Below are 12,398 nucleotides of genomic sequence, written 5' to 3' on the forward strand. Positions count from 1 at the left end.
CGATGACACCAAGGTCGCTGTCAGTGGTGGTTGTGGGCGGCGGCGACGACCCGGCCGGCAGCCGTAACGACGCGTTCGAGGTCGCCGTCGACGGCTCCGATGGGCGGTCGGCCACCGAACGTGCGACCGCTGCGGTGGAGGCGATCGCGGCCTCGCGCGGTGATCGGCTGAAATCCATCGGCATCACCTGGAGCGACGATGCGGACGCCGAGGCGTCACTGTTGATGGAATCGCTGACCGAATCGGGATTCGACAATGTCGTGCCGATCCGCCTGCCGGAGGCGACCGAGGCCCTGGCCCGCGGGATGGCCGATGTCATCGGCTACCGGACCTCCGCGGTCTGCGTCATCGAGCCGGACACCGCGATCGCCCTGATCGTGCACACCGGCGACGGTGCGGTGCAGACCGCGATCAACCACACCATCGACTCCGACGAGAGTCTCGTCGGCTGGCTCAGCACCGTGTTCGCGCGCGCCGACTGGCAGCCCGAAGCCCTGGTGGTGGTCGGGTCGGCCGGCGGGTTCGACACCGTGCTGCCCAAGCTGGAGGAAGCGCTGTCGGTGCCGGTCTTCGCGCCGGCCGAGGCGCCCTTGGCGTTGGCACGAGGTGCGGCACTCGCCTCCACCCACAACGCCGGGCTGCCACTGGACACGAGCCCGTTGTTTTCGTCCGGTGCCACCGGTCGGCACGCCGCCGCCGAAGCGTCCCGGCTGTCGCCCTCACGGCTGCTGGCCGGGCTGCTGGTGGCCGGAGTGGTGACCTTTGTGGCGTCGGCGTCCGTGGCGGTCGCCGTTGCGCTCTCCCCGCGCCCGCAGGACGCACCGCCGCCGGCGGTCAGCGCCGAGCGCGGCGTCGATGAGGCACCGGTGGTCCGGCCGGCGCCCAGTGCCGCGGTCCCGCCGCCTGCCGAGGCTCCCGTTGTTGTCCCCGAGCCCGTGGAAGCGGTCGCACCGGTGGTCGAGCCCGTCGTCGAGTCGGTGCCGCCGCCCGAGGTCAACCCCGTGGCGGACAACATCCCCGCCGAGGGGCCATACGTACTGGAAGCCCCGGCCCCGCCGCCACCGCCGCCCGTCGTGGCGCCGCCGACCGTGGCTGCACCGCCGCCGGTGGTGGGTCCGGTCTATGACCAGCCGAAGAGACCGTTGCTGCAACGCATCAGGGACAAGTTGCGGATCGGTGGCGACGATCAGCCGCCGCCGATCATCATGAATCCACCGATGGGCTGAGCGTCGACCCTCATCGCTGGCTAACATTTCCCGCACTCGGCACGATCTACGATGTAGTTCAGTACGCCAGGTCCGGATGTCCGGAACGAGGGAGGTCGGGAACTTGCGCAGAAATTTTCGTCATGTGCTGCTCATGGCGGGTGTCACGGTTGCCGCACTGATGACGTCGACCGGTACCGGTGTGGCGGCGGTGCCCATGCTGCCGGCGGCCGTATCGGTGTCGCCCGCGCCCGGCGACGTCGTCGGGGTCGCCTATCCGGTGACCGTGGCATTCGCCGATCCGGTCCGGAATCGCGTTCAGGCCGAACGCGGTATCACGTTCTCGGCCGACACCGTCCCGGCCGGCACCTTTGACTGGCTGGACGATTCGACGGTGCGTTTCACGCCGGTCGACTTCTGGCCGGCGCACTCGACCATCTCGGTCCGGGCGCTCGGTTTCAAGTCCTCGTTCGAGACCGGCGCTCAGGTGGTCGGCGTGGCCGATATCAGCGCGCACACCTACACGGTGAGCATCGACGGAGTGGTCGCCAGGGAGATGCCGGCATCGATGGGCAAGCCGGGGTTCGCCACCCCGATCGGCCGGTTCACCGCGCTGGGCAAGGAGAGCGTGGTGGTGATGGACTCCCGCACCATCGGCATCCCGCTCGATGATCCGGAGGGCTACAAGCTGACCGTGTACGACGCGGTGCGGGTGACCTGGGGTGGCGTGTACGTGCACGGTGCACCGTGGTCGGTCGGTTCTCAGGGATACGCGAACGTCAGCCATGGCTGCATCAACCTGAGCCCCGACAACGCCGACTGGTACTTCAACAACGTCAGCATCGGTGACCCGATCATCGTGCAGGCCTAGCCTCGGGCGTGCAGGTTGCGCGCCGTCGGTGAGGTTTCGGCGGATCCCGGATCCGGATAGGTGCCCAGCACCCGGTCGGCGGTGCCGCTGCTGGTGACAGTGAACCAGTAGTGCTCGTTCTTGAAGTGGTGCTGGCGGTGGTTGCGCCAGATCGACCGGTAGACAGTCGATTTCGGCCGGTAATCGGTGTGGATCAGGTAGTGGCACCATTCGTAGCCGATGCCTAGCAGAGCGAGGAAGGTCAGGAACGTCAGGCCGCGCCCGAGGCTGGGGAACGCGATCAGGGCAACCGCCACGGCCAGCGGCAGCACCCACAGCAGCGACTGCCAGGGGATGAACACCAGCGGGAGATCGCGCGGTTCGACGTGGTGGTCGCGGTGCTTGCGTGACAGCAGCGGATCCACCGTCACACCGGCGATCCGGCGTGGCCGCCAGTGCAGGATGACCACGTGGATCATCCATTCGGCGAACGGGAACACGGCGAGCATCGCCAGTGGTACCAGGGCATCGGTGAGCTGCCAGTCGCCCGCGGACACCCGGGCCGCCGCGGCGGCGATCAGCGTCCCGGTGAGCATCCAGGGGGTGGGGTGGCGCAGGAACTCCCGTCCCGCACCGGCCAGCGTGACGCCGCGACGCGTGCTCATGAGAGGTCCTCCAGTTCGGTGAGCGCGCCCAGCAGGGCGGTGGTGGCGGGCTCCAACAAGGCGCGGGCGGCGGCCGCGGCCGCCGCCGCGTCGCCGGCGCGCACGGCCGCGGCGATCGCTCGATAGGCCGCGGGGTTGCCGACCTCGGCGGCCATCATGACGGCCAGCGCGGGCAGGGCGGGCTCGTAGGTCGCGCGCAGCGTGTTGTACATCAACCGGAAGGCGATCGAATCCGCGCCGTCGACCAGGTGATCCCAGAACATCAGCGCATGACGTTGCCGCTGCACCGGGTCGTCGTCCGCGCTCAGGGCGTCGACCGCGGCGTCGAGCAGGGCGGCCCGTTCCGGACCGCGCCGTGCGGCGGCGAGTTCGGCCACCTTGGGGCCGTTGTGCAGCCGGGTTTCCAGGATGGAACGCACGACGGCGACGTCGAGTTCGCCGGCCCGGAACAGCAGCCGGGGGAGCAGGTCGAGGCCCGCGTGCCTGCGGAAATCACGCACCGTGGTGGTGTCGCCCTGGCGGATCTCCACCAGACCGGTCGACGTGAGTCGCTTGAGTGCCTCGCGCACCGCGGGCCGGGACACCCCGAGGACCTCGGCGAGGCGACGTTCGCTGGGCAGCGCGTCGCCGGGCTTCATCTCGCCGCTGAGGACCTCGGCGACGATCTGTTCGAAGACGTCGTCGGGAACCGAGCGCCGGTTGACCGGTTGCAGTGCCATGGATCGAGCATGACACCGCCAGCGGTAAGAGGTCAAGTGGTCATACCAGTGTTGGCGGAACTGGCGGCACCCCGTAGCGCTTCGGCGGTCGCGTCGTCAGCGGGCAGGAACGCCTCGATGCTGAGTTCGGCGGCGGTCAGATCCAAGGCGGTGCCGAAGGTCGTGACGGTACTGAGGAAAGTGAGGATCTGCCCGCCCGGCCCTTCCAGTTCCAGGGGCACGACGACCCCGCCCAGATCGGTGCTCGCATCGAGCCCGCCCGGATACGCCTCGATCTCGGCGAGCAGTTCGGCCGACCGCGCCGAACCGCTGATCGCGGACTCGCGCCGCAACCGCCCGATGACGTGGTGTCGCCATTGCGCCAGATTCCGGATCCGCGGTGCGAGTCCGTCGGGGTGCAGCGAGATCCGCAGCGCGTTGGGCTGCGCCAGCAGGTGGGTGGCCACCCCGTCCAGCAAAATCGCTGCACCGGCGTTGACCTGCAGCACATTCCACCCGCGGTCGATGGCCAGGCACGGAAAGGGGTTGTACGCGTTGAGAACTCGCTCCACACCTGTCCGTACCGCGGACATCCCGGGGTCGTCGAGGGTGCGTTCGGAGTACGCCGGGGCCAGCCCCGCGGCGATCAGCAGCTGATTCTGCTCACGGGCCGGCACCTCGAGCGCCGTGGCCAGTCGCAGCACCATGGCGCGGCTGGGTGTCGAGCGGCCGGTCTCGATGAAGCTCACGTGCCGGGCCGACACATCGGCCTCCAGCGCGAGGTCGAGCTGGCTGAGCCGTCTGCGTTGTCGCCACGACCGCATCAACGCACCGAACGGGGGAGTCTGCAGGTGAACACCGGTCACCCCGCCAGTCTCGACCACAACCGGTCGCGGCACCATTACCTCACCGGTAATTGCGGTGCTGACCTCCGCGGACGACGGTGGGGACATGAACGAGACCCGCAATCCCGACGTCCCCCGGTGGCTTGGCCTGGTGCTTCGCTGCGACCGCGCCGGATCATCCTGGTACATCGGTACCGGTTTCTTCTTCGCACCCGCGCTCGCGGTGCTCTCACCGTGGCCGGCGCTGACCAGCGTGCTGTGGGTGCTGATCGCGCTGGCCGGCCTGTGGCTGGGACTGCTCGGCATCGCGATGGCAACCGGTCTGGCCATGGTGCTGCGGCGCAACGGGGAAATCGACGAGGACTACTGGAGGTCCATCCTGGACTATCGGGACGCGCCCGGAGTCAGTGCGCGACAGGCTGCCTGGTCGCACCGGCGTAGTCGACCTGCCAGTGCTTGATGCCGTTGAGCCAGCCCGATCGCAACCGTTCGGGCTTCTCCAGCGGGGTGAGATCGGGCATGGCATCGGCGATCGCGTTGAACATCAGGTCGATGGTCATCCGGGCCAGGTTCGCGCCGATGCAGTAGTGCGCGCCGGTGCCCCCGAAGCCCACGTGCGGGTTGGGATCGCGCAGGATGTTGAACGTGAACGGATCCTCGAAGACCTCTTCGTCGAAGTTGGCCGAGCGGTAGAACATCACCACCCGTTGCCCCTTCTTGATGGGAACCCCGCCCAGTTCGGTGTCCTGCAGGGCGGTGCGCTGGAATGACGTCACCGGGGTCGCCCACCGGACGATCTCGTCGGCGGCGGTGCCCGGGCGTTCCCGCTTGAACAGCTCCCACTGATCGGGGAAGTCGGTGAACGCCATCATCCCCTGGGTGATCGAATTGCGGGTGGTCTCATTGCCGGCCACCGCGAGCAGGATGACGAAGAACCCGAACTCGTCGTCGGATAGCTTGTGTCCCTCCACATCTGCCTGCACCAGTTTGGTGACCAGATCGTCGGTGGGGTTGGCCGACTTCTCGGCCGCCATCTGCATGCCGTAGGTGATGAGTTCCACCGACGCGCTGATCGCGTCATTGTTCTCGAACTCGGGATCCTGGTCACCGACCATCTGATTGGACCAGTGGAAGAGTTTCATCCGGTCTTCCTGCGGCACACCCATCAGGCCGGCGATGGCCTGCAGGGGGAGCTCGCAGGACACCTGCTCGACGAAGTCGCCGCGGCCCTCCGCGAGCGCGGCCGCGGCGATCTCACGGGCCCGGTCGGCCAGATCGGCGCGCAGCTGCTCGACGGCCCGCGGCGTGAACGCCCGCGACACGATCTTGCGCAGGTGGGTGTGGTGCGGCGCATCCATGTTCAGCAGCACGAACTTGCCGGAGTCGATCTGGGCCTGGACGGTGCCGTCCTTGTAGCGGGGCAGGGCCGTCTTCTCCAGGCTGGAGAACACGTCGCTGCGCCGCGACACCTCCTTGACGTCCTTGTGCTTGGTCACCACCCAGAAGCCGCCGTCGTTGAATCCGCCGGCGCCATCGGGTTGCTCGTTCCACCAGATGGGGGCCACCTTGCGCATCTGTGCCAGCTCGTCGACCGGTAGTCGTTCGGCATAGATGTCCGGATCGGTGAAGTCGAATCCGGCGGGCAGGTCGGGTGTCGGCATCGCGCAAGCCTCCGAGGTAGGAACTGGTGTCGCTATCGCATTGCTACACCAGAGATGCACCCTGCGTCCTGAAGTCGGACAAGGTGACCGAGGCTGACAGCACGGAGGCGGAACTCCTAGGAAAGTCACAGCAGTCGCAGCTGTAACGAAACCGACGCCGAGACGGAAGATCATAGGGCAGGGTCCACGAGAGAGGAGCGTCGCCGATGATCGATGTCGGAGCGAAGGTACTCAGCGCGGCGATCGGCGGCGGATTCGCCGCGTTGATGTTCGCATCCCCGGCCGCCGCCGCGCCCGCCCCCATCCCGCCTCCCGCTCCTGTCACGGACGGCGCCGTCGTGCAGGCGGCTCCCGTGCAGGCCGGCCCGGAGGGCGTGCCGCACCTACCGAGCCCGGAGGCGCTGCCGCCGGGTTCGACGATGGATCCCAGCGTGATGGCCGGCGGTGAGTCGCCGAACGTGAGTTACCTGCGGGATCTGTGGCATGCGGTGCAGAACCAGGAGCTCAGCGGGAGGGAAGCCCTGCTGCTCGGCATCTCGCAGCGCAACCTGAACACCCCGATCCCGGCCCAGGCGTCCGGACCGAACGTGCCGATCACGCCCGCCGGTCCCGCGTCGGTACCCACCCCGCCGCCGGCTCCCGCCGCTCCGGTCCCGGCCCCGCCCGCTCCCGTCGCCCCCTAAACGCCGACGGGGTCGATACGCGCAGGCACGTGTTTGTGCCACGGCGTGCCGGCGTAGGCATCGCGCCAATCAGAGGCGGTCAGGGCATTGGGCGCGACCCCCGGTGCCGTGACGGTGCCATCGGTCGCGGCGAAGTCCAGCCCGTAACCGTTGGGCAACGAGGCATGCCCGGGCAGCATGGCGTCGCTGATCTCGATGCAGGCCTCCGCGGCCCCGGATGCGGTCGTGATGCGGGCCCGCCCGCCGTCGACCAGGCCCAGTGCGCGGGCATCCTCGACGCTGACCCGCAGGGCGCCGTCGGTGTCGCGTTTACGCCAGACCGGGTCTCGGATGATGTCGTTGGCCGTGAACGCGCGGCGCTCACCGGCCGACAGCACGATCGGATACTCGCTGGTGGTCAGCAGTAGCCGGTCGGTGGCCAGCGCGGTGAGTTCGGTGACCAGTTCCGGGATCTCGAGCGCGATGCGGCGGTCCGGATGGGTGATCAGAGCCCAGTCGTCGGCGTACTCGTGTTCGGTGAACGTCACCCCGGACCGGGCCTCCAGGATCGCGGTGAACAGGGCGTTGCCATCGGGGTGGCCGGCGCGTTGCATCGCCTCCGGATAGGTCAGCGCCACCTTCTGGGCCAGCCCCCACAGGCCCGCCGCGCCGGCCAGTCCGTCGGGCAGGCTGGGGCCCAACGTTTCGTACAGCACGTAGGGCAGGACCTTGCCCAGCATCGGATTCGCGCCGACCGCGGCAAAGAAGGCCTGGGTGTACGCGTCCAGTCCGTCTGCGGCGGCCCGGCGTAGCGGCTGCAGTTCGGCATCGTCGACGACGCCGAGTTCGCGTACCAGCCGCGCCCAGATCTCCGGCTCGGGCAGAGTGCCCGGCAGTGGCTCCAGCAGGGGATGGCGCAAATGGAAGGTGTTGTGCGGGAATTCGAGATTGAAGAAGGTCGCCTCGGCCTTCTCGAACTGGCTGGCCGCGGGCAGCACGTAATGCGCCAGCCGGGCGGTCTCGGTCATCGCGACGTCGACCACCACCAGCAGTTCCAGCGCGCGCAGCGCCTCGCCGACGGCCGTGGAGTCGGCGATCGAATGGGCCGGGTTGCTGCTCTCCACGATCATGGCGCGGAACCGGTCGGGATGATCGCCGAGAATCTCCTGAGGCACCACATTGGAGGGCACCAGTCCGGCGATGATCGGCGCGCCGGTGACCGGTGTGCGGCCCACCCCGCCGGCGCCGAACAGTGACGCGAAACTCGAATGCAGATGCTGGGCACCGCGTTTGGCGAAGTTTCCGGTGAGGATCCACAGCAACTTGTTCAGGTAGGAACACAGCGTGCTGTTGGGCGCCTGCTGGATGCCGAGGTCCTCGAACACCGAAACACTTGCGGCGGCGGCGATCCGGCGCGCCGCGTCACGCAACAGCTCGGCGTCCACGCCGCACCGCTGCGCGTAATCGTCGACATCAACCCCGGCCAGCGCCCGTCGCACCGGTTCGACGCCGGTGACATGTTCGGCCAGAAACGCCTCGTCGCACAGGTTTTCCTGCACCAGTACTGCCGCCAGCGCACTCAGGCACCAGGCGTCGGTCCCGGGCCGCACCCGCAGATGGAAGTCGGCCAGCTTGGCGGTGTCGGTGATCACCGGGTCGATGACGATCATGGAGCGCGCCGGGTCCTTGGCGATTTCGTTGAGCACGGTGCGCGCCCGCGGAAAGCTCTGCGACATCCACGGGTTCTTCCCGACGAACACCGCGACCTCGGCATGCTCGAACTCGCCTCGGGTGTGCCCGCCGTAGAGCTGGCTGTCCACCCAGAACTCGCCGGTCTTCTCCTGCGCCAGTGCATTCGAGCGGTACCGGGCGCCCAGCGCTTTGAGGAAGGCGCCACTGTAGGCGCCGCCGAGGTGGTTGCCCTGGCCGCCGCCCCCGTAGTAGAAGATCTTGTCCCCGCCGTATTCGTCGCGGATGCGGGCGAAGCCTTCGGCGATCTCGGTGATCGCGGTGTCCCAGCCGATCTCCTCATAGTCGCCCGCGGGGGTGCGACGCATCGGCGAGGTCAGCCGGGCCCGGTTGTTCTGATAGTGGTCCAGCCGCAACGCCTTGTTGCAGGTGTAGCCCTGTGAGGCCGGATGCTGCTTGTCACCGCGGATCTTGGCCAGCGTGCGGCCCTCGAGCTGGACCACGATGCCGCAGTTGCATTCGCAGAGGATGCACGCCGTGGGTTGCCAGTCCGAGGCGGTCGACGAGGTGTCACGCATTTCCGGATTTCCCTTCGCCGGTGGCGGCGGTCACGAGGGCGCGTAACTGCCGGTGGACCATGTCGAGTGCGCCGGTGTCACCGGTCGTGCGGGCGACCAGGACGGCGCCCTCGATCGCGGTGGTCGTCAGCATCGCGAGTTCGGCAGCACGGTCCGCGGTGGCGCCGTCGCTGCGCAGCAGTTGCTCGATCAGCCCGGTCCAGCGGACGAATGCCGCTGCCGCCCGTTCGACGACCGGCGGATTGTCGGCCTCTACGGCGACCGCGGCCACCGGGCAGCCGGCCCGGAAACCGGTCTCGGTGAGCTGGCTGCGGAACCCGTCGACCACGGTGTCGAGCGCGTCGAGTGCGCTGGTCGCGGCGGTTATTCGGCGCGCGATGTGATCATTGGCGAAATCGACTGCCTCGCAGAGCAGTTGGGTACGCCCGCCGGGGAAGTGGTGGTAGGCCGAACCGCGCGGTGCGCCGCTGTGCTCGAGGACGTCGGAGATCGCCGTGGCATGCGCGCCACGTTCGCGGATGAGCAGCGCAGCGGAGGCGACCATGCGGTCACGGGGCGAGGCCATACGACATCCCTTCGCAGTAGATTATGTAGAGCATCATACATAAAGCTGCTGACCGGGCCAGAGGCGAAAAAATGGCTGCCCCCGCGATCGCGGGAGCAGCCATCTCGGGTGGCTTGGCGGGCTAGACCGAGGCCGCCTCGTTGAGCTCATTGAGGGTGTTGGTCGCCTCCAGGTATTCCTGCACCCAGCGCTCGATGACCGCCGAGGTCTTCTCGACCTTGGCGAACTGACCGACCACCTGGCCGACCGGGTTGAATGCCACGTCCACCGACTCGTTGGGGAACTTGTGCGTCGCGGCCACGGCCATGCCCGAGACCATGTACTGCAACGGCATCCCGAGGGGCTTCGGGTTCTCCGGGTTCTCCCAGGCCTCGGTCCAGTCGTTGCGCAGCATCCGGGCCGGCTTCCCGGTGAAGGACCGGCTGCGCACGGTGTCCTTGCTGGTGGCTTTCACATAGGCGGCGTGCTGCTGCTCGGTGTGCTCGGATTCCTCGACCATCACCCACTGCGAGCCGGTCCAGGCCCCCTGCGTGCCCAGGGCCAGGGCCGCCGCGATCTGCTGACCGCTGCCGATTCCGCCGGCGGCCAGCACCGGGACCGGCGCGACCTCCTTGACGACCTGCGGCCACAGCACGATCGAGCCGATCTCGCCGCTGTGTCCGCCGGCCTCGCCGCCCTGGGCGATGATGATGTCGACCCCGGCGTCGGCGTGCTTGCGGGCCTGTGACGGCGAGCCGCACAGCGCCGCGACCTTGCGGCCCTCGGCGTGGATGTGCTTGATCATCTCGGCGGGCGGGGTGCCCAGCGCATTGGCGATCAACGTCATCTTGGGGTGCTTGAGCGCGATCTCCACCTGCGGGGTGGCGGTGGCCTCGGTCCAGCCGAGCAGCTGCAGCGCGTCATCGTCGCTGTGGTCGACCGGGACGCCGTGATCGGCCAGGATCTTCTTGGCGAAGTCGATGTGTTCCTGCGGGACCAAGTCGTTGAGCGTCTTCTTGAGCACCTCGGGATCCATATCGGTGGCGTCCATGCCCTCGTACTTGTTCGGGATCACGATGTCCACGCCGTAGGAGTGGTCGCCGATGTTCTCGTCGATCCAGTTGAGTTCGATCTCAAGCTGCTCCGGGCTGAAGCCGACCGCCCCCAGCACGCCGAACCCGCCGGCCTTGCTGACCGCGACCACCACGTCGCGGCAGTGGGTGAAGGCGAAGATGGGGAATTCGATACCCAATTGGTCGCAGAGGGGAGTGTGCACGCAGGCTCCTATGTTGGGCGATCGCGAATCGCAGACTGAAACGTGTTCTAGTTTAGTATCCCGGCCCTCGTTTTCCGCAATGCTCACGGGCTCATTTGTCGCCATCGGCATCCGCACCATGCGAGAATGCGATTACCGTTTTTCGGAAGTTCCATTAACAGCCGCCGTATCCACGATCCCGGGAGGGCCACGATATGAAGGACTGGCTGGCCAACTCTTTGGTGCTGGTGTCCGACTACCGCGTGCCCGACCCGACCGCCGTCTGGCCGCTGTTGCAGCGCCGCACCGACGCACTGGCGGGCATGGGTGTCCACCACGTACTGGTCTACACCTCGACGACGGATCCCGAGCGTGTTCTGGTGATCCTCGGCATTCACGCCCACGAACCGGTGCTGGATCTGCTGCGGTCCCGGGTGTTCTTCGACTGGTTCGACGCCGTCGGCGTCCAGGACCTGCCCGCGGTGTTCGCCGGTGAACTGTTCGAACGGATCGACTTCGACCACGATGAGCATCCCGCCCCGCCGGTGATGGTGTCGATGGTGACCTCGGTCGCCGATATCACCGCACTGAACACGCGGGTGCGGGGCGCGGCCAAGGCCTTCCATGCCTCCGGAGTTCAGCGCTTCTGGAGCTTCCGTGCGCTCGACGATCCGCACGAGGTGCTGATCCTGCAGCAGATCGACGACGAACTCAGTGCCCGGCGCTGGCTGCACGATTCCGACGATGCGGCCGAATGGCTCGCCGAAGCCGGTGTGGGAGCCTACCCGCCGGTGTTCATCGGCCAGTTTCAGCAGATGATGCGCATCGAGGGCTGATGTTCGTCTGCCTCTGCAACGGCATCACCAGTCATGAGGTGGCTGATGCGGTGGACGGCGGTGCCGCCACCACCAAACAGGTGGCCGTGGCCTGCGGGGCCGGCGCCGACTGCGGACGCTGCCGGCGCACGATCCGCGCGATCATCGAATCCCGGGGCGCTGGGCGCGCGACCACCACCGCCGGTCCTCCTCGGAGCTGACCCGAAGCACCGGCCAGCCGTTCCTGGCCGCGGCGGCCGCGAGGCCCGGCCGGGGATTGACCGCGCTGGGATGTCCGACCGCATCGAGCACCGGCAGATCCTCGGTGCCGTCGGCGTAGCAGAAGCTCTCGGCCAGATCGATGCCGCGCTGCGCGCTGAAGTCCATCACCGCTCTTGCCTTCTGGCTTCCCCACACGACGGGTTTGGCGATGTACCCGGTCAGCTTGTCCTCGGCGTCCACCTCGAAGTGGTTGCACAGCACATGCTCGATGCCGAGATGGCGGGCGACCGGCCCGGCGTGCATGGTCAGGGCCGACGAACTCATCGCCACCGTGTGCCCGCGCTCCTGGTGTGCGGCGACCACGCGGGTCATCACCGGGAAGAGTCGACCGGCGATGCGGGTGGTGAACAACTCGTCTCCGAGGGCCTCGAGCTCGGCCAGCGGTTCGCCTGCGAGGTATCCCGCCGCGCGCTGAAGCAGCCGGGCGAACTGCATCCGGCCCAGTTTGTAGCGGAGGCTTGCCTCGAAGATCCCGGACAGTTCCCCGAATCCGGACTGCCCGTTGCGGATGCGGTGTCCGGCGTGCACCGTCGCGGTGAACCCACGCACCAGCGTCCCGTCGAGATCGAAGAACGCACCGATGTGTGGGCCTTGCGGACTCGCGAGTATGGCTGGCAGCGGGTCAGTCACTCTTCCATTGTGCGTGTTG

General features: G+C 68.0%; 14 protein-coding genes. 6 read left to right on the top strand and 8 right to left on the bottom strand.

The window, feature by feature from the left end:
- Positions 1-23: 23 nt before the first annotated feature.
- The gene (locus EXE63_RS28660) at positions 24-1,226 is read left to right on the top strand and encodes a DUF7159 family protein (protein WP_234904302.1); all 1,203 of its coding nucleotides are present in this window, start codon (positions 24-26) and stop codon (positions 1,224-1,226) included.
- Between the two features lie 133 nt (positions 1,227-1,359).
- A complete protein-coding gene (locus tag EXE63_RS28665; RefSeq protein WP_168144750.1) occupies positions 1,360-2,076 on the top strand; it encodes a L,D-transpeptidase in 717 nt (238 codons plus the stop codon).
- On the opposite strand, the gene EXE63_RS28670 is transcribed toward EXE63_RS28665, so the two are convergent.
- From EXE63_RS28670 to EXE63_RS28680, 3 genes are read right to left on the bottom strand one after another with little or no spacing between them, the layout of a single operon-like run.
- Positions 2,073-2,720, bottom strand: a complete 648-nt coding sequence (locus EXE63_RS28670) for a sterol desaturase family protein (protein ID WP_168144751.1) — start codon at positions 2,718-2,720, stop codon at positions 2,073-2,075. The genes EXE63_RS28665 and EXE63_RS28670 overlap by 4 nt on opposite strands.
- Entirely contained in the window at positions 2,717-3,439 is a 723-nt protein-coding gene (locus EXE63_RS28675; protein ID WP_168144752.1) for a FadR/GntR family transcriptional regulator, read from the bottom strand. Before EXE63_RS28675 ends, EXE63_RS28670 begins: the two co-directional genes overlap by 4 nt.
- Before the next feature lie 32 nt (positions 3,440-3,471).
- On the bottom strand, positions 3,472-4,284 hold the full coding sequence (locus EXE63_RS28680) for a helix-turn-helix domain-containing protein (protein ID WP_168144753.1): 813 nt from the start codon (positions 4,282-4,284) through the stop codon (positions 3,472-3,474).
- A gap of 85 nt (positions 4,285-4,369) precedes the next feature.
- On the opposite strand from EXE63_RS28680, the gene EXE63_RS28685 reads away from it, so the two are divergent.
- Positions 4,370-4,723, top strand: coding sequence for a hypothetical protein (locus tag EXE63_RS28685; protein ID WP_168144754.1), 354 nt, complete (start codon positions 4,370-4,372; stop codon positions 4,721-4,723).
- Here EXE63_RS28685 and EXE63_RS28690 read toward each other — a convergent pair.
- Complete coding sequence (locus tag EXE63_RS28690; RefSeq protein WP_168144755.1) at positions 4,668-5,924, bottom strand: cytochrome P450; 1,257 nt, start codon at positions 5,922-5,924, stop codon at positions 4,668-4,670. The genes EXE63_RS28685 and EXE63_RS28690 overlap by 56 nt on opposite strands.
- 206 nt (positions 5,925-6,130) lie before the next feature.
- On the opposite strand from EXE63_RS28690, the gene EXE63_RS28695 reads away from it, so the two are divergent.
- Positions 6,131-6,607, top strand: coding sequence for a hypothetical protein (locus EXE63_RS28695; protein ID WP_168144756.1), 477 nt, complete (start codon positions 6,131-6,133; stop codon positions 6,605-6,607).
- Here the strand turns inward: EXE63_RS28695 and EXE63_RS28700 are convergent.
- The 3 genes from EXE63_RS28700 to EXE63_RS28710 form a co-directional block, all read right to left on the bottom strand.
- Positions 6,604-8,853 carry a molybdopterin-dependent oxidoreductase gene (locus tag EXE63_RS28700; protein ID WP_168144757.1) on the bottom strand — a complete coding sequence of 750 codons (2,250 nt, stop codon included), beginning with the start codon at positions 8,851-8,853 and terminating at the stop codon, positions 6,604-6,606. The genes EXE63_RS28695 and EXE63_RS28700 overlap by 4 nt on opposite strands.
- Positions 8,846-9,418 carry a TetR/AcrR family transcriptional regulator gene (locus EXE63_RS28705; RefSeq protein WP_168144758.1) on the bottom strand — a complete coding sequence of 191 codons (573 nt, stop codon included), beginning with the start codon at positions 9,416-9,418 and terminating at the stop codon, positions 8,846-8,848. Before EXE63_RS28705 ends, EXE63_RS28700 begins: the two co-directional genes overlap by 8 nt.
- A gap of 121 nt (positions 9,419-9,539) precedes the next feature.
- Positions 9,540-10,673 (bottom strand): nitronate monooxygenase, encoded by a 1,134-nt coding sequence (locus EXE63_RS28710; RefSeq protein ID WP_168144759.1) that lies wholly within the window; start codon positions 10,671-10,673, stop codon positions 9,540-9,542.
- 194 nt (positions 10,674-10,867) lie between these two features.
- On the opposite strand from EXE63_RS28710, the gene EXE63_RS28715 reads away from it, so the two are divergent.
- Entirely contained in the window at positions 10,868-11,488 is a 621-nt protein-coding gene (locus tag EXE63_RS28715) for a fatty-acid--CoA ligase (RefSeq protein ID WP_168144760.1), read from the top strand.
- Positions 11,488-11,688, top strand: a complete 201-nt coding sequence (locus EXE63_RS28720; RefSeq protein WP_168144761.1) for a (2Fe-2S)-binding protein — start codon at positions 11,488-11,490, stop codon at positions 11,686-11,688. The genes EXE63_RS28715 and EXE63_RS28720 overlap by 1 nt, the downstream gene beginning before the upstream one ends.
- Here the strand turns inward: EXE63_RS28720 and EXE63_RS28725 are convergent.
- Positions 11,630-12,379, bottom strand: coding sequence for an HAD family hydrolase (locus EXE63_RS28725; protein ID WP_234904303.1), 750 nt, complete (start codon positions 12,377-12,379; stop codon positions 11,630-11,632). The two genes, EXE63_RS28720 and EXE63_RS28725, sit on opposite strands and share 59 nt — an antisense overlap.
- Between the last annotated feature and the right edge of the window lie 19 nt (positions 12,380-12,398).

The sequence above is a fragment of the Mycolicibacterium frederiksbergense genome (assembly GCF_012223425.1).
GTDB lineage: Bacteria > Actinomycetota > Actinomycetes > Mycobacteriales > Mycobacteriaceae > Mycobacterium > Mycobacterium frederiksbergense.